Origin of the sequence: Streptomyces sp. AV19 (assembly GCF_015999245.1) — a bacterium.
Lineage (GTDB): Bacteria > Actinomycetota > Actinomycetes > Streptomycetales > Streptomycetaceae > Streptomyces.
In genome coordinates, this window is the sequence record NZ_JAEAMR010000022.1 from 783915 (window position 1) to 799901 (window position 15987).

14 protein-coding genes are annotated in these 15987 nt (G+C 73.2%); 5 read left to right on the forward strand and 9 right to left on the reverse strand.

The window, feature by feature from the left end; genetic code table 11:
• The 5 genes from I5Q34_RS31570 to I5Q34_RS31590 form a co-directional block, all read right to left on the reverse strand.
• Positions 1-742: maleylpyruvate isomerase family mycothiol-dependent enzyme (locus I5Q34_RS31570; RefSeq protein ID WP_199895870.1), on the reverse strand; the 742-nt coding region annotated here is incomplete at its 3' end.
• Between the two features lie 59 nt (positions 743-801).
• Positions 802-1740, reverse strand: coding sequence for an NADP-dependent oxidoreductase (locus I5Q34_RS31575; protein ID WP_199896072.1), 939 nt, complete (start codon positions 1738-1740; stop codon positions 802-804).
• Positions 1741-1832: 92 nt separating this feature from the next.
• On the reverse strand, positions 1833-2609 hold the full coding sequence (locus I5Q34_RS31580) for an alpha/beta fold hydrolase (protein WP_199895871.1): 777 nt from the start codon (positions 2607-2609) through the stop codon (positions 1833-1835).
• A gap of 48 nt (positions 2610-2657) precedes the next feature.
• Positions 2658-4073, reverse strand: coding sequence for an erythromycin esterase family protein (locus I5Q34_RS31585; RefSeq protein WP_199895872.1), 1416 nt, complete (start codon positions 4071-4073; stop codon positions 2658-2660).
• Positions 4074-4126: 53 nt separating this feature from the next.
• Positions 4127-5782, reverse strand: coding sequence for a TlrC/CarA/OleB/SrmB family ABC-F type ribosomal protection protein (locus tag I5Q34_RS31590; protein WP_199895873.1), 1656 nt, complete (start codon positions 5780-5782; stop codon positions 4127-4129).
• A gap of 359 nt (positions 5783-6141) precedes the next feature.
• Here I5Q34_RS31590 and I5Q34_RS31595 point away from each other — a divergent pair, with 359 nt between their 5' ends.
• Both I5Q34_RS31595 and I5Q34_RS31600 read left to right on the forward strand, forming a co-directional pair.
• Positions 6142-7545 carry a cytochrome ubiquinol oxidase subunit I gene (locus I5Q34_RS31595; protein WP_277965471.1) on the forward strand — a complete coding sequence of 468 codons (1404 nt, stop codon included), beginning with the start codon at positions 6142-6144 and terminating at the stop codon, positions 7543-7545.
• A gap of 24 nt (positions 7546-7569) precedes the next feature.
• Entirely contained in the window at positions 7570-8604 is a 1035-nt protein-coding gene (locus tag I5Q34_RS31600) for a cytochrome d ubiquinol oxidase subunit II (protein WP_199895874.1), read from the forward strand.
• Here the strand turns inward: I5Q34_RS31600 and I5Q34_RS31605 are convergent.
• Positions 8564-8791: a hypothetical protein gene (locus tag I5Q34_RS31605; RefSeq protein WP_199895875.1), complete on the reverse strand. Its 228-nt coding sequence runs from the start codon at positions 8789-8791 to the stop codon at positions 8564-8566. The two genes, I5Q34_RS31600 and I5Q34_RS31605, sit on opposite strands and share 41 nt — an antisense overlap.
• Before the next feature lie 149 nt (positions 8792-8940).
• Between I5Q34_RS31605 and I5Q34_RS31610 the strand changes: the two genes are divergently transcribed.
• Complete coding sequence (locus tag I5Q34_RS31610) at positions 8941-9147, forward strand: hypothetical protein (protein WP_199895876.1); 207 nt, start codon at positions 8941-8943, stop codon at positions 9145-9147.
• 287 nt (positions 9148-9434) lie between these two features.
• Here the strand turns inward: I5Q34_RS31610 and I5Q34_RS31615 are convergent, their stop codons facing one another.
• The 3 genes from I5Q34_RS31615 to sph form a co-directional block, all read right to left on the reverse strand.
• Positions 9435-11711: an MMPL family transporter gene (locus I5Q34_RS31615; RefSeq protein WP_199895877.1), complete on the reverse strand. Its 2277-nt coding sequence runs from the start codon at positions 11709-11711 to the stop codon at positions 9435-9437.
• A gap of 65 nt (positions 11712-11776) precedes the next feature.
• Entirely contained in the window at positions 11777-12781 is a 1005-nt protein-coding gene (locus tag I5Q34_RS31620; RefSeq protein ID WP_199895878.1) for a UbiA family prenyltransferase, read from the reverse strand.
• A 211-nt stretch (positions 12782-12992) separates the two neighbouring features.
• Entirely contained in the window at positions 12993-13979 is a 987-nt protein-coding gene (gene sph / locus I5Q34_RS31625) for a sphingomyelin phosphodiesterase (RefSeq protein ID WP_199895879.1), read from the reverse strand.
• A 471-nt stretch (positions 13980-14450) separates the two neighbouring features.
• Here sph and I5Q34_RS31630 point away from each other — a divergent pair, with 471 nt between their 5' ends.
• Complete coding sequence (locus I5Q34_RS31630; protein WP_199895880.1) at positions 14451-15188, forward strand: dienelactone hydrolase family protein; 738 nt, start codon at positions 14451-14453, stop codon at positions 15186-15188.
• 161 nt (positions 15189-15349) lie between these two features.
• Entirely contained in the window at positions 15350-15856 is a 507-nt protein-coding gene (locus I5Q34_RS35260; protein ID WP_234429715.1) for a hypothetical protein, read from the forward strand.
• Positions 15857-15987: the final 131 nt, after the last annotated feature.

Sequence of the window (15987 nt, forward strand, 5' to 3'; positions counted from 1 at the left end):
TGCTGCTGTTCCCCTGGCAGGCGTCCGCGGGGAGCCGGTGCCAGAGGAACAGCAGCAGATCCGACGCCGTGCCCGACAGCTCGGCGTCGCAGGGCCCTTCGGCCGGCAGGATCGCGTCGCCCTCGAAGGACACGGTCCACTCCCCCGGGCCGTCGGTGCGGCGGAAGCGCAGCCGTTCGCCGCTGCCGGCCGGGGCCTGGGCGCGGGCCCGCCAGGCGGGGGCCACGACACCGAGGTGCCGGCCGATCGCGTCCGCGGCGTGGTCCGCGTCCAGCGGCGCGGCGGCGCCGATCGCGTTCTCGGCGTCCCAGCGGTGCAGGGCCGCCTCGACGCTCTGCACCCACAGCCAGAAGCCGGTGCTCCGCTCCCGCGTCCAGCTCCACACGGGCTCGTCGGGGCCCGTCTCCCGGAAGTGCTCCGCCAGTTCGGCGGCCCCTTCCTCGAACCATTCGATCAGCCCGGCCGGGACGGGACCGCGGTGCGGGCCGTCCTCCAGGGACGCGGGCCGGCGTTCGCTGCCCGCGGGGAGCCGCAGGAATGCCCGGTCGGTGGTGTCCGGCGGCTCCGCGAGCCGGTCCTCGACGACGCGGGAGACGAACCGGTGCACCCCGCCGAGGTGGGCGACGAGGTCGGTCACCGACCAGTCGGGGCAGGACGGGACGACGGGCGCATCGGCGGCGGCACGGCGGGCCGCGGCCGCGAAGGCGCGGATCTCGCGCCGGAAGTGCGGGAGATGGTCCACGGGCAGACCCTGCCGCGCCGGGGGCCCGGTGTCCAGAGGGTCGGCCCCGGTCGTCCGGGTTAGCGGGGCGCGACCGTGAGGACGACCTTTCCGGTGACGCGGCCGGTGTCGCCCAGTTCGTGGCCCTTGGCCGCCTGCTCCAGCGGGAACACGGCTTCGACGACGGGCCTGAGCCTGCCGTCCTCGACGAGATCGCGGATGGCCCGCATGCCCTCCTGGTCGGCCTCGACCAGGAGCGGGCAGGCCCGCAGGCCCCGGGCGGCGGCGCGTTCGGAGAGGTCGGCGGGGAACTGGCGGATGGCGATGGAGACGAGCTGCCCGCCGGGCTTGAGGACGTCGAGCGAGCGGGCGGCCGTCTCGCCGCCGAGCGTGTCCAGGACGACGTCCACCGGGTCGATGGCGGTGAAGTCCTCGGTGCGGTAGTCGACGAGTTCGTCGGCGCCGAGCTCGCGCAGCACCTGGTGCTTGGGGGCGCTCGCCGTGCCGGTCACGTGGGCGCCGCGCGCCTTGGCGATCTGCACCGCGAAGTGCCCCACGCCGCCGGCGGCGGCGTGGACGAGCACCCGCTGCCCGGGCCGCACCCGCGCGGCGTCCACCAGGACCTGCCACGCCGTCAGCGCGGCCAGCGGGATCGCCCCGGCCTGGACGTGGTCGATGTTCGAGGGCTTGGCCACCAGTGCTCGTGCCGGGGCGACGACGTACTCCGCGAAGGAGCCCACGCCGTAGGGGTAGGGCAGCATGCCGAACACCTCGTCACCGGGCGCGTGCAGGGTGACGCCGGTCCCGACGGCCTCGACGGTCCCGGAGACGTCCCAGCCCAGGACCAGGGGGAGGCGGTCGAGGAATCCGCGGCCCTGCCGGTGCTTCCAGTCGGTGGGGTTCATGCCCGCCGCGTGGACGCGGACGAGGACCTCGGAGGGGCCGGGGGCCGGACGGTCGATCTCGGCCTCGCGCAGGACGCCGGGGCCGCCGTAGGTGTTCTGGCTGATCGCTTTCATGGTGCTCATGTGCCCAGGCTGGCCCGGCGCGGGCGGCGGGAGTAGTGGCCTGATGGCCATGGTCCGCAAGGATCGGGCCATCGGGCCGGGCCTCAGGACGTCCCGGAGGTCACCTCCAGGATCAGGCGTGCCACGGTCTGCGGGTCCCGCAGCGTCGGCAGGTGGTCGCAGTCCGGCAGCCGTTCCAGGCGGCAGCCGGGGATGCGGGTGGCCATCTCCTCGTTGCAGCGGACGACTTCGGGCTGGTCCCGTCCGGCGACCACCACCAGGCTCGGCTGCCGCAGTTCGCCGAGGCGGTCGTAGGCGGGGGCGTCGGCGACCTGATGGGGGTAGGTGCTGAACCAGGCCGGGATCGCGCGGCGCAGGAGGCCGGCGGCCTCGGTGTCGGGCGGGGTGCCGGCGGCGGCCCAGGTGCGCAGGGCGAGGGCGACCAGGCCGTCCATGTCGCCGGCCCGGGCCAGGGCGCCGATCTCGTCCGTCAGGGCGGGCGAGGTGAGCTCGGGGCAGCCGGTGACGCCGGGGCAGACCAGGGCCAGGGCCGTGACGCGGTCCGGGGTGTCGAGGGCCAGGTTGATCGCCGTGGCGCCGCCCATGCTGGTACCGGCCAGGGCGGCCCGTTCCAGGCCGAGGTGGCCGAGGACCGCGGCGAGGTCCTCGGCCTGGGAGTACGCGGCGGTGGGCGCGGGCGAACGGCCGTAGCCGCGGGCGTCGTAGCGGATCACCCGGTGGTGGCGGGCGAGCGTGGGCACGACCGCGTCCCAGACGTCGGAGTCCGCGATTCCGGGGTGGAGCAGGACGAGCGGCGGGCCGTCGCCGCCGGTGTCGTCCGCCCAGATTTCGCCGTTCTTCACCGGCACCATGAGTTCCATGGTCCAAGTCTGCTGGCCGGGCGCCCGGTTGGCCAGCCATGTGCCGCCTCACCCGCCGTCGGCGGGGAGCCGCTCGGCGGCGTCGATCCGGTGCAGGTGGATCAGGAGGTCGAAGGAGCTGGCGAGGGCGGAGGGGTGCGCGGGGTACGGGTACGCGGTGCCGATGTTGCGGGTGGGGCGGGCCTGGCGGAGCCAGTCGCGAGCCGGCGGCGGGGCGGTGCGCAGGTCCAGCAGGTAGCCGGCGCCGGTGCCCACGCGTGCGCGGTCGAGCGTCGCGGCGTTGCTGCCGGGCGCGTCAGGGCCGACGGTGAAGCGGCGGACGTTCGCGTCGAGCATCTCGTCGTCGGGTCCGACGGCGTTGAAGGAGCCCCGGCCGAAGGTGAGTCCGACGGTGACGTAGCGGGACCCGTAGCGGTCGCGCAGGAAGGAGCCCTGCGTCTTGGGGTAGTTGCGCGGGTCGTCGCTCTCGTACGTCACGTGGCCGTTGTGGGCGGAGAGCAGGACCTTGGTATCGGTCTCCCGCTGCCACCAGGCGGTGTTGTCGGCCATGGTCCGGTCGCGGAAGCGCATGGAGGCGGCGACGCCGTCCTGGGTGGTGTAGTCGAAGGCGTACTGCTGCGCGGTCTGCTGGAGGGTCCGGGCGTTCTGCACGGCCCACCGGTGGGCCTCGGCGGCCCCCGGTCCGCTTCCCGGCCGCAGCGAGCGGACCAATTCCAGGGCCTGTCCGGCCCGTTCGGCCAGTGCGCGGCGCTCGGCGAGCGGTTTGGCGAGGTAGGCGCGCATGTACGGGCCGGCCGGAGCGTCGGGGCGCAGGCCGCGGTAGAGCTCGGCGAGGCGGGGCAGGGCGGCCGGCCGGGTGGCGCGGACGTGGTCGAGGACGCGGTCGTGGAGTTCGGGGCCGGCGTAGGCGACGTCGTTGCCCATGAAGCGGACCGGGTCGTCGGGGTGGTCGCGGTTCCAGGAGCGCATCCAGGTCAGGAGGGAGAGGTATTCGCGGGTGTTCCAGAAGAGGTAGGCGTCCTGGAAGTCCTCGCGCAGGATGCGGCGCGGGTCGCCCTTGCCGTGCAGGACGTAGTCGTTGAGGCGCAGGCCGGTGCTCCAGGGCGCCTCCAGGGCGTAGGTCCGGAAGCCCTTGTCGCGGACGAGGTGGCGGAAGGTGCGCTGTTTGAGGGCGAAGAAGTCGCGGGAGCTGTGCGTGGCCTCGCCCATGCCCACCACGCGCGCGTCACCGATCATGCGGTCCAGCGGCCGCAGGTCGCCGTCCGGGGCGGACGGTTCGGTGGAGCGCAGCGGGTGGGCGGCGCGTTCGACGGCGCGGACGACGCGGTCGTCGGCGCGGTCGCCTGTCCGGACGACCGCGTCGTCGGCGCGGGGCGCGGCGGTGGCCGGGTCCGCGAGGGCGGGGGCCGCGGTGGCGAGGGAGAGCAGCAGGGTCAGGGCGGCGGTGGTGCGGGGGTGTTTCATGGTCCCCAGCCTCCCGTCCGGGATCACCGGGGACCATCCTGCGGGTACCCGCGTCACTGCTCCGGTTGTCCCCACCCCCGTCCTCCGGCCTCCCGGATCGCTTCGGCGCGGCCGCCGCGCAATGCCAGGTGCGTACCGGTGAACCGGGCGCGCGTCCGGCGGTCGTGGGTGACGAGTACGAGGGCTCCCGGGTAGCCGGTCAGGGCCTCCTCCAGTTCCTCGACGAGCGCGGGGGCGAGGTGGTTGGTGGGCTCGTCGAGGAGGAGCAGGTCCACGGGCTCGCTCACCAGGCGGGCCAGTTCGATACGGCGCCGCTGGCCGTAGGACAGTTCGCCCACGCGCAGCCGCAGGTCCGCGGCGGCGAACAGGCCGAGGGAGAGCAGGGTGTCGGTGTGCTCGTCGGGGTGGCCGGGCCGGCCGTGGGCGAAGGCCTGCGGCACGGTGAGTCCGGGTGGCCAGGGCGTCCCCTCCTGGCGCAGGTGCCCGACCCGGCCGGGGACGCGGACGGAGCCCGCGTCCGGGGTCAGTTCACCGGCGAGGACGCGCAACAGGGTGGTCTTCCCGGCTCCGTTGGGGCCGGTGACCAGCAGCCGTTCGCCGGCGCGCAGGCGCAGGGACGGCAGGTGGAGGCGGCCGTCGACGCGGACGTCGGTGAGCTCGGCCGCCGTGGTCAGGGAACTCGCGTTGGTGAGGCGGGCGTTGAGGGCGAGCGGTTCGGGCGGCGGCGGGACGGGGCGGGCGGTGAGCCGGGCGACGCGTTCCTTGGCGTTGCGGATGCGGGCGGTCGCGCCGTGGGCGCGGCCGCGGGCCCGGAAGGCGCCGTGGCCGAAGACCGCGAACGGCAGCTTGCGGGGGACGGCGTCCAGGCGGGCCGCGTGGGCGGCGGCCAGCTCCCGGTTGCGGTCGAGTTCGGCGCGCCACTGTTCGTACTCCCGCAGGCGGCGCCGGCGCTCGGCCGCCTTGGCCGCGCGATAGCCGTCGTAGCCGTTCCCGTGGCGGGTGACGCCGCCGGAGCCGACCTCCAGGACGGTGGTGGTGAGGCGTTCGAGGAACACCCGGTCGTGGGTGACGGCGACCACGGTGCCGCGGTGGGCGCGCAGGTGGTCCTCCAGCCAGGCGACGGCGTCGTCGTCGAGGTCGTTGGTCGGCTCGTCGAGGAGCAGCAGTTCGGGTTGTGCTGCGAGGGTCGCGGCCAGGGCGAGGCGGGAGCGTTCGCCGCCGGAGAGGGTGCCGAGGAGCCGGTGCCGGTCCAGTCGGGGCAGGCCGAGTCCGTGCAGGGCGATGTCGACGCGCGCGTCGGCGGCCCACCCGTCGCGGGCCTCGTAGCGGGCGAGGAGGTCGGCGTAGTGCTCCAGGGCGGGTGCGTCGTCCTCCTCGGCGAGGGCCGCCTCGGCCCGGCGCAGCGCGGCTTCGAGGGCGCGGAGCCCGGCGAGGGCGTGGTCCACGGCGTGCTGGACGGTGGCGGTGGGCGGGAGGCCGAGGGTCTGGGCCAGGTGTCCGACGCCGCCGGGGGCCTGGACGGTGAGTTCGCCGCGGGTGGGGTGCTCCTGTCCGGCCATCAGCTTGAGGAGGGTGGATTTCCCGGCGCCGTTGTCGCCGATGACGCCGGCCTTCTCGCCGGGGGCGACGGTGAGGGAGACGTGGTCGAGGACGGTGTGGTCCTGGTAGCGCTTGGTGACGTCGTGGAGCGTGAGTTGTGAGGTGTGCATGGGGGCACCCTCCTGTTCTCGGCCGGGCCGATCGATGCGGAAGGGATCGATGTCGGCTCCGCGCACGACGGACCGCCCGCGGGGCGGCATCGGCCGGCTGCGGGTGCGGGGGTGCGCGGAGGACGGCGGCAGCGGCGGAGTCGGAACTCGACGCGGCTGCACGCCCGGCTGTCACAGAGAACCCATGCGTCACACCGTACGGGGCGGGGAACGGGCCGGGCAACGTCTTTTTTTCGGCGGACGCAGGCTCTTTTTTCCGCCGGACGCGGGCTCGTCTTCCGCCGGGCGCGGGCGGGCGGCGGCACTCTGTTGCCCGGCGCGTCGTTACCCCGGCGTGCCCGCCGGGTACCCCATGCGCCGTGCTCACCGACCCTCTTCACCGTCTCCTCGCGGCGGCCGCGTCGCCCGGCGACCTCGCCGCGGCGCGGGCGCAGATGGGCTTCTCGCTGGCCTGGCACATCGTCGTGGCGTGCCTGGGGGTCGGCCTGCCCCTGCTGACCCTGGTCGCCGAGTGGCGCGGGCTGCGCACCGGCGACCCGGTCCTGCGGCTGCTGGCCCGGCGCTGGGCGCGGGCGATGGGGGTGCTGTTCGCGGTGGGCGCCGTCTCCGGCACCATCCTGAGCTTCGAACTCGGCCTGTTGTGGCCGGGGTTGATGGGACGTTACGGGCAGGTCATCGGACTGCCGTTCGCGCTGGAGGGGATCGCGTTCTTCATCGAGGCGATCTTCCTGGGCATCTATCTGTACGCCTGGGACCGGCTGCCGCCGCGCGTCCATCTGTGGACCGGCGTGCCGATCGTCGTGGCGGGCGTCGCCTCCGCCTTCTTCGTGGTGTGCGCCAACGCCTGGATGAACCAGCCGAGCGGCTTCACCGTGCGCCACGGGCGGATCACGGCGGTCGATCCGTGGGCCGCGATGCTCAACCCGGCGGCCCCGCCGCAGACCGTCCACATGATCCTGGCCGCGCTGATGGTCGCCGCCTTCCTGACGGCGAGCGTCCACGCGTGCGCGCTGCTGCGCGGCCGGCGGACGGCCTACCAGCGGGCCGGGTTCCTCGTCCCCTTCGTCCTGGGGGCCGCCGTCACCCCGGCGCAGATCGCGGTGGGCGACTGGGCGGCCCGCTTCGTCGCCGCCAGCCAGCCCGTCAAACTGGCCGCGATGGAGGGCGTCTTCCGCACCGGCGACCATGTGCCGCTGACGCTGGGCGGGGTGGCGGGCCCCGACGGGCTGCGGTACGGGCTGGAGATCCCCAGCGGGCTGTCGCTGCTGATCGGGGACAGCCCGGACAAGGTCGTCCGCGGTCTGGACCAGGTTCCGCGTGCGCAGTGGCCGGCGGTGACGGGGGTGCACTGGGCGTTCGACCTGATGGTGGCCGCGGGGTTCTTCCTGCTGTTCATGGGGGCCTGGCTGCTGCTCGCCTGGTGGCGGGCGCGCCGCGCGGGCGGCGGTGACCTGCTGGCCGTGCGCGGCGGCCGGGCCTTCCTCCTGCTGGCCGCGCTGACCGGTCCGGCCGCCGTCGTCGCGCTGGAGTGCGGCTGGTGCGTGACCGAGCTGGGCCGTCAGCCCTGGATCGTGCAGGGGCTGATGACGGTGCGCGAGGCGGTGAACCCGGCGCCCGGGCTGAGGACGGGCCTGTGGCTGGTGCTGGTGGTCTACGCGGCGATGACGGCGGCGACCGTCGCCGTGCTGCGGCGGATGACCGCCGAGCGTCCGGTGCCCGTCGCGCCGCAGGAGCGGGACGTCGAGGACTATCCGGTGGTGTGAGGGTCGTGTGAGGAGGAGGCGACGATGCTCGCCGACGCGGTGCTGGCCGTGATGTGGCTGGGTCTGACGTGCTACGCGCTGTTCGGCGGGGCCGACTTCGGGGCCGGGTTCTGGGACCTGCTGGCCGGGGGCAGCCGGCGCGGCCTGCCGCAGCGCAAGCTGATCGAGCACGTCATCGGGCCGGTCTGGGAGGCCAACCACGTATGGATCATCTTCGTGGTGGTGCTGCTGTGGGCCGGTTTCTCACCGGTCTTCGCGGCCGTGCTCTCCACGCTCTACCTGCCGCTGACCTTCACCGCGCTGGGCATCATCGCCCGTGGCGCGGCGTTCGCGTTCCGCAAGGCGAGTACGGGCCTGGGGGCGCGCCGGCTGTTCGGCGGCTGCTTCGCGATCTCCTCGGTCGTCACCCCGTTCTTCCTGGGCACGGTGGCGGGGGCGGTGGCCTCGGGCCGGGTGCCGCCGGGGCTGGCGGCGGGCGACACGGTCACCAGCTGGGTCAATCCCACCTCGGCCCTGGGCGGGGTGCTCGCCGTACTGGCCTGTGCCCATCTGTCGGCCGTTTACCTGTGCGCGGACGCGCTGCGCGAGGAGCGGCCCGAGCTGGCCGGGGCGTTCCGCCGGCGGGCCCTGGCCTCGGGCGCGGCCTGCGGGCTGGTGGCGGCGGCCGGCATCGCGGTACTGCACGCGGACGCGCCCCGGCTGTTCACCGGGCTCACCCACCGGGCGCTGCCGCTGGTGCTGTTGAGCGCGGTGGGCGGGCTGGCGGGGGTGGTGCTGCTGGTGCGGCGCCGGTACGTCGCGGCGCGGGCGAGCGCCGCGGTGGCGGTGGCCGCGGTCCTGTGGGCGTGGGGCGCGGCGCAGTACCCGCTGATGCTGGTGCCGGACACCACGGTCGCGGCGACGGCCTCCCATCCGGCGGTACTGGCGGCTTGTCTGGCGAGCCTGGGCGTGGGCGCGTTCCTGCTGGTGCCGTCGCTGTGGTGGCTGTACCGGCTGTTCCAGCAGGACCTCGCGGCGGTCAGGTCCGGGCGGGATCGTGCCGGAGACGGGCGAGGGTGAGGTCGCCGCGTACGTCGACGGCGGTGCGGGGCAGGCGGTTTCGGAGGACGGGGCAGAGGCCCTGGGCCGGACCGGTACAGGTGCCGGCGGGGCGCACCGGGGAGAGCGGCCCGCCACGGGCGATCTCGGCGTAGTCGAACAACCGGCCCTCGCAGCGCAGCATTTCGACGGAATCTCCGATCTCCACGTCTGTGAGTGTGCTCGAAGTCCAGGCTGCGTGATGGGGGTTAGGCCAACGGCGACCGGCACCTGTGGCGCGCGGGGCGTTCCCTCGTCGGGTCGGGCTCGTTGAACGAGGACGAGCAGGGATCAATCGACCACATCAGGAGGAATGCTGTGCGTTGGACGATGCTCATGGTGGCCACGGCGATGGTGTTCGGGGCGGTCGCCACGGGGACGGCGGCGGTGGCCGCCGATCAGCCGCCCTATCCGTACGCGGACTGCCTGGCCGCGGCCAAGAAGAACCATGAGACGCCGGCTCATGCGAAGTGGCACTGCGATGAGCTGGTGAAGAAGGGGTGGATCAAGCCGCCGAAGAAGTGAGGCGGCGGGGGCCCGTCGGCAGGTGACCGGCCCTGGTCCCGGAGGAGTTTGCCCCGGACCCTCCCCCAGAGGGGGTACTCCCACTTTCACCGTTTCTCGCGCGCTCCGCGCGGGGGGCAACGCGGCTGCGCCGCGTTCGTCCTCAAACGCCGGACGGGCTGATTCAGCCTGTTCGGCGTTTGAGGACAGCGCCCGAAGGGCGATGCGGGGCCGAGGGGCGGAGCCCCCGGAAGAAACGGTGAAAGGGCGGGGTTGGGGCATGCCTCCCCTCCCTCGCACCCGGCAGCTCAGCGAGCCTCGTCCCCCCGGGCAGCAGCAGCCGACGCAGGCATCACAGCCTCCTCCGCCAGCCCGATCCGCGCATGCACACGCCTCAGCCCCGCCGGCGCCCACCAGTTGAACCGTCCCAGCAACCGCATCATCGCCGGCGCGAGCAGGCAGCGGACGAAGACCGCGTCCACCAGCACGGTCAGTGCCAGCCCCAGGCCGCACATCTGGAGGAACGACACCTTCGAGATGCCCATGCCGACCAGCACGATCGCCATGAGGAGGGCCGCCGCCGTGAAGACGCGGCCCGTGCGGGCCACGCCCAGGGCCACGGCGTGCGTGTTGGCCTCGGTGGTGGCGCGGCCCGAGACGAGCCATTCCTCGCGGATGCGCGCCAGCAGGAACACCTCGTAGTCCATCGACAGGCCGAACGCCACGCAGAACATCAGCACCGGGACGTTCGCGACGAGGTAGCCGGTCGCGGTGAAGCCCAGGAGGCCGGACAGGTGGCCCTCCTGGAAGACCCACACCATCGCGCCGAACGCGGCGCCGAGCGACAGCGCGTTCATCACGAGCGCCTTGAGCGGCAGCACCAGGCTGCCCGTGAACAGGAACAGCAGCACGAACATGGCGAGCGCCATCAGCCCGGCCGCGAGCGGCAGGGGGTCGGCGAGGGCGTCGAGCACGTCCTCGTTCTCGGCGGCGGCGCCGGCCAGCAGCCTCTCCCCCGGGGCCGGCACCTCGCGCAGGCCGGACAGGAGGCGCTTGCCGTCGGCGGAGTACGGGTCCACGGCGGTGCCGACGCGCAGCACCGCGCCCGCCTCGTTCACCAGGCCCCGCGAGGCCGGGGCCGACGCCGGGGCGGCCTGCGCGCCGTGGACGAACGTACCGGCGCCGCTCACCACTTCGGACACTCCGGGGACGCGCGACAGACCCGTCGCGTACGCGGCGACCGGCCCGTCGCCGCCGTCGAAGCCGGGCAGGACGACCGTGGTGGCGGCGGACGCGTCCTCCGCGAAGTCCTCGCGCAGCAGGTCGCCGACCTGGCGGGCCTCGGACACCGAGGCGCTGATCACCCGGTCGTCGGGGTAGCCCCACTTCGACGACAGGAAGGGCGCGCCGAGGAGCAGCAGTCCGGCGACGGTGACCACGGCGACCGGCACGGCGCGGCGCGTGACGACGACCACCATCCGGTACCAGCGGGTCCGCTCCGGCGCGACGTCCGCGGCGGCGTGCGGCGGCCGCAGCCGGAACAGGCGGCGCAGCGGGACGCGCACGTCGAGCCGGTCGACCCGGTGGCCGAGCAGCGCCAGGGCCGCGGGCAGCACCAGCACCGCGGTCAGGACGGCGACGAGGACGACGGCGATGCCGACGTAGGCGAACGACTTGAGGAAGAACACCGGGAAGACGATCAGCGCGGCGAGGGCGAGCGCGACGGTCACCCCCGAGAAGACGACGGTGCGCCCGGCGGTCCGTACGGTGCGGAGCACGGCGTCGTCGAGGCCGCGCCCGGCGCGGAGTTCCTCGCGGAACCTGCTGACGATGAACAGGCTGTAGTCGATGCCCAGGGCGAGTCCGAGCAGGGTCGTCATGTTGAGGGCGTAGACGGAGACGTCGGCGAAGCCGGTCACCAGGCGCAGGATCGCCAGCGTGGTCACGATGGAGACGGCGCCGACGAGCAGCGGGAGCGCGGCCGCGACCAGGCTGCCGAAGACGACGACCAGGACGACGAGGGAGACGGGGAAGGCGACGGCCTCGCCGACGGTGGCGTCCTCGATGGTCTGGCTGTTGAGTTCGTTGGTCATCGGGCCGTAGCCGCCGACCCGTACCGTCACGCCGTCCGGGCGGGGCATGTCCGCCTTGATCCTGCGCGAGGTCTTGGGCAGGTCGGTGTCGTCGGCGTCGATGCGTGCGGTGATCAGTGCGGTCCGGCCGTCCTTGCTGCGCAGTGCGGCGCCGTCCCGGGGGCCGAGCTGCCAGTAGGACCGGACTCCGCCGATGTCGTGGTGCGAGGACATCCACTCCGTGACGGTCCCGCCCGCGCGCCGCGCCGCGGGACCGTCGGCGCCGTCGTCGGCGGTGAGGGCGACGATGAGGTTCGGCTGGACGCCGGTGAAGTGCGTGTCGACGATGCGCGACGCCCGGGCCGATCCGGCGTCCGAGGGGACGAATCCGCCCTCCTTGAAGCGGTCGAGCACGGACACCCCGAGGACGCCGCACGCCACGACGGCCAGGAGGGCGCCGACGAGCACCGACTTCGGACGGTTGATCGCGAGACGAGCGAGTCGGGTCAGCATCCCTTGCATCCCAGTGTCGGCGGTCCGTCGGTCATGTTCGTCCGGTCATGTTCGTCCGGTCATGTTCATCGCCCGGCCAGGACCAGGGCCGCCAGGGCCACCGTCGCCCAGCTCATCAGCGCCGAGTGGTAGGGCCCGTGGAGGGACTTGCGGTGGAAGTAGTCCATCGCCTCGTCGAGCGGGACGCGGCGCACCACCCGTACCGCCGCGAACAGCAGCCGCTGGCTCGGCAGCCAGGCGACGGCGTACGGGACGAAGCCCCAGGTGGGTCCGTCGATCGCCCACACCGAGCCCAGGAGCAGCAGCGAGCCGAGGAACAGCATCGAGGACTGCAGGTACAGGGCACCCGCGAGGCCGAGGGCGCGGACGTAGGTGCGGGTGCCGAACTGCCCGTCCACGACGTAGTCCTCGCAGTGGCTCGTGACGAAGAGGGCGGTCACGACCATGGCGAAGCCCACGAGTGTCCAGACGTGGGCCCAGGGTGTGGCGTGCTCGTAGGCGCGCAGGATCGCGACGCCCGGCAGGAGCATGCAGCCGGTCTGGAGCGACAGCAGGTGCCAGATGCCCCGGCTCTTGAGGTGGAGCGGCGGGAGCGAGTACGCGAAGCCGATGAGCAGGAAGGCCGCGGCGTACGCGAGCAGGTCCCAGTGGTGGGTCCGGGCGGCGAGGAGGGCGGCCACGGCGCCGTAGACGAGCGTGGAGACGGCGGTGTGGAGGACGACCCGCGAGACCCCCAGGCCGTAAACAGCCTTCGACTGGCGGGACTTGAGGCGCCGGTCGGCCTCCCGGTCGGCCAGGGCGTTCGCCATGTTGGCGATCTGGAGGCCGGATATGACCCAGAGCATGGCGAGTACGGCGTTCAGGGAGCCCAGCTGCCCCCAGGACGCGGCACCCAGCAGGCCGGGCACGACGGCCTGGGGGACATAGCCCGGCAGGAATTCGAAGCGGCGGATGACCAGGGCGTACTTCGCGCGGACGCCCAGCGGCGGGCGCGGTCCCGGTCTGGCGTGGTGGTCGTTGAGGATGTCGGCGAGCCTGGCCGTGCGGGGCGCGGAGTCAGTGCGCGGCATGGGACCACGCGCCCTTCGCGGTGATCGGTGATCGCTCCGTCATCGTGGGAGTCCCCCAACTCTCGTCGATGTCACGGTACTCACGGATCCATCGCAACACATGAGGTCGCACACCGGCACCATTACCGGACGAATTCCTGACGGTGATTTGGCGGCGCCAGTGCCGGTGCCGGTGCCATTGCCGGTGCCCGGCCGTGGCCGTGCGCGGGGCTCAGCCTCCGGCGACGACGGGGTAGTGGTCCGAGAGGTTGGTATAGGTGTACTCCTTGCCCCGGCTCGACACCGTCCACGGTGCGGACCGCTCCTTGACGACGGTGTTGCGCCAGGCCACGGGGCGGGCGTGGCCCTTGCGGTGCAGGACGTAGTCCAGGTCCTCGCGGGCGTCGTCCGGGTAGCGATAGGCGGCGATCGAGTTGTCCTTCGTGTCGAAGGAGTAGGGGTGGCCGTCGCGGGTGTCGGCCGGGGCGAGGCCGGCGTTGGCCAGCAGGGCGGGGTATTCGTCGCTGCGGGAGTCGACGTTGAGGTCGCCGGCGACCATCACCTGTTCGTCGGCGGGGATGTGCTTGGCGTCGAGGAAGGAGCCGATCTGGCGGAACTGCCCGGCCCGGTCGGCCGCCGCTTCGCCGGTCTTGCAGCCGCTGTCGGTGGACTGGGCGTGGGTGCCGACGAGGTGGACCTTGGCGCCGTTGACGTCCAACACCACATAGGCGAAGCCCTTGTTGGACCACCAGTCGGCGCCGCACGCGTCCTTGTAGATGACCTGTTCCTTGCGCAGGATCGGCCACTTGCTGAGGACGGTGACACCGCCGTCCTCCGGGGTGGTGGCCGAGTAGCTGCCGCCGGTGGCGTCCCAGCCGTCCTTGCTCCGGCCGACGACGGGGGTCTGGTACGGGTACTGCGCGGCGGCGTCGGCCTTGAGGGCGTCGGACGCCTCGTTGTCGAACGCCTCCTGCAGGACGACGACGTCGTTCCCGCGGAAGAAGCCGGCCGCGGCGATCTCCTTGGCGCGGTGCGACTGGCCCCAGTTGGGGTAGAGGTTGGTGCTCATCAGGAAGGTGTTGTAGGTGAGGACCTTGAGGTCCGGGACGAGGGCCGGGGTGGAAGCCGGGACGGCGGCCGCCGGGCGGGTGAGGGCTGTGGCGAGGGCGGCGGTGGCGAGGGCGGTTGCGAGGGTGGCGGGTCTGGCGAGGGGCTGCATGGTGTTCTCCTGGGGCGGGGGTGTGGCTGTGGTGCCCACAGGAAAGCGGGTCCGCATGACGTCCGGATAGCCGTCAGGTGATCAAATGCCCACGGGGGTGGACTTGGTGGGCGTCGTCCGGCCACCGGTGCGGCCGTTTCGCCGGCCGGTGTCGTGCGCGGCCGTCTCGCTGGGACGGGTCCGGGGCGCGAGCAGGACCTGACTGCCGCCGGTCTCGGCCAGGCCGCTTGAACCGTGAGGTGAACTAGCTGGTGACGCCCTTCACGGGAGCGGGCCGGTATACACCAGAATCCTGCTTCGAGGGTCAGCCTCCAACACCGTGGCCTGGGCAGGTGATCCGATCGCGCTGCCGTGGGGACGGGGTTTGTGACGGTTCTTGTGAGCCCTCGCCGTATTTGGGATACCCGGGCTGTTCTGCCAGCGGCAGAACACCGGCCGGACCGGGCTCGACGATCACTACAGTCCAGTCTCATGACGACGATTACGACGCGTACGGTCGAGTATCCGGCCGACGGTTTGACGATGATCGGGCACCTCGCGCTCCCGGCCGGTGTCGGCCTCCGGCCCGCGGTGTTGCTCGGACCAGAGGGCATGGGGCTCAGCGACGTCGAGCGCCGCCGGGCCGATGCTCTCGCCGAGCTGGGATATGTAGCGCTGGCCTTCGACCTTCACGGCGGGCGCTATTTGGGCGACCCCGAGGAGATGCTGGCCCGTTGCCTGCCGCTGCTCGCCGACCCCGACCGGATGCGAGGCATCGGCCACGCGGCGCTCGACGTGTTGCGCACCGAACCGCGGACCGACCCCGACCGGATAGCCGCCGTCGGCTACGGCACCGGGGGCGCCATCGCGCTGGAACTCGGGCGCGATGGCGTCAACCTGCGCGCGATCGGGACAGTCAACGCAACTACCACGGGCCGACCGGGCGAGGCGGCGCGCATTCGCTGCCCGGTGTGGGCTGGGGTTGGGTCGGAAGACCCGATCATGCCGCCCGCGCAACGGAACGCGTTCACCGCTGAGATGCAGGCCGCGGGCGTCGACTGGCGCCTCGCGGTCTACGGCGGCGCCTTGCACGCCTTCCACCACCCGCCGGTCGACCACCCCATGGTCCCCGGCGTCGGCTACCACCCACAGCACGCGCAGCGAGCCTGGCGCGACGTCGTCGACCTGCTCGCCGAGTGCCTGCCCGTGACGGAGGACCTGGGGGTATGACCCAGGCAAACACGCTGGCGCCTGGCCTGGTCGGCGTCGGGCACTGACAGTCCCCTCCCCTACCTCTGTCCGCCCCGCCCGCGTCGTACACCGCGGCGGTCGGGCGGTACCTCACCGGCGCCGGGATCGCGAAGTCCTCCGCGCGGATCTAGCGGATTTCGTTGACGACCTGGGGGTGGATGCTCGCCGGCGAACCGGCGCCGACCGGTCCCGCCCGCCGGGGCGCGAAGCCGCCCGTCTTCCCCGTCGCCGCGATCGACGCCCCGGCGCTGCCGGAGATGCTGGCCGAGCCGGCGGCGGCGCGGGCTGACGAGACGGACGCCGACACCGTCGACCGGGAGCTGTCCATCGCTCGCAAGACGATCGGCTGGTGGCAGCGCCAGGGCTGGATCGAAGGTGATCCCACGATCGGCATCGAGCGGCGGCCGGCGCCGCCGGACCGCACCAAGGCTCTCGCGGAGAACCAGATCGCTGCCCTGCGGCGCCTCGACGTCGCCCTGCGGGAGAAGACGCAGTGGAAGATGCTCTACGAGTCCGCCGCGCGGGCCGACGAGGTGCTGTGCCTGAACGTGGAAGACCTGTACCCGCAGGACAAGCGCGGGAAGATCACTGCCAAGGGCGGGGCGACGGAGTGGATTCACTGGCAGTCCGGCACCGCCCAGCCCTGATCCGCAGGGAGCGGAAACACTTGCGCCGGGGCTGCGGGCGCCGGATCCCGAGGACGACGACTCGGACGTGCTGGACCGAGCGTCTGGGCAAAGGAGCCCCGCCAGCCCATCGTTGGGCCAGCGGGGCTCGA

Excerpts from the sequence above, each read along its gene's own strand:
- I5Q34_RS31585 (WP_199895872.1), bottom strand. The coding sequence starts at position 4,073 with ATGAAACACCCCCGCACCACCGCCGCCCTGACCCTGCTGCTCTCCCTC.
- I5Q34_RS31580 (WP_199895871.1), bottom strand. The coding sequence starts at position 2,609 with ATGGAACTCATGGTGCCGGTGAAGAACGGCGAAATCTGGGCGGACGAC.
- I5Q34_RS31590 (WP_199895873.1), bottom strand. The coding sequence starts at position 5,782 with ATGCACACCTCACAACTCACGCTCCACGACGTCACCAAGCGCTACCAG.
- I5Q34_RS31620 (WP_199895878.1), bottom strand. The coding sequence starts at position 12,781 with ATGCCGCGCACTGACTCCGCGCCCCGCACGGCCAGGCTCGCCGACATC.
- I5Q34_RS31615 (WP_199895877.1), bottom strand. The coding sequence starts at position 11,711 with ATGCTGACCCGACTCGCTCGTCTCGCGATCAACCGTCCGAAGTCGGTG.
- I5Q34_RS31630 (WP_199895880.1), top strand. The coding sequence starts at position 14,451 with ATGACGACGATTACGACGCGTACGGTCGAGTATCCGGCCGACGGTTTG.
- I5Q34_RS31600 (WP_199895874.1), top strand. The coding sequence starts at position 7,570 with ATGCTCGCCGACGCGGTGCTGGCCGTGATGTGGCTGGGTCTGACGTGC.
- sph (WP_199895879.1), bottom strand. The coding sequence starts at position 13,979 with ATGCAGCCCCTCGCCAGACCCGCCACCCTCGCAACCGCCCTCGCCACC.
- I5Q34_RS31575 (WP_199896072.1), bottom strand. The coding sequence starts at position 1,740 with ATGAAAGCGATCAGCCAGAACACCTACGGCGGCCCCGGCGTCCTGCGC.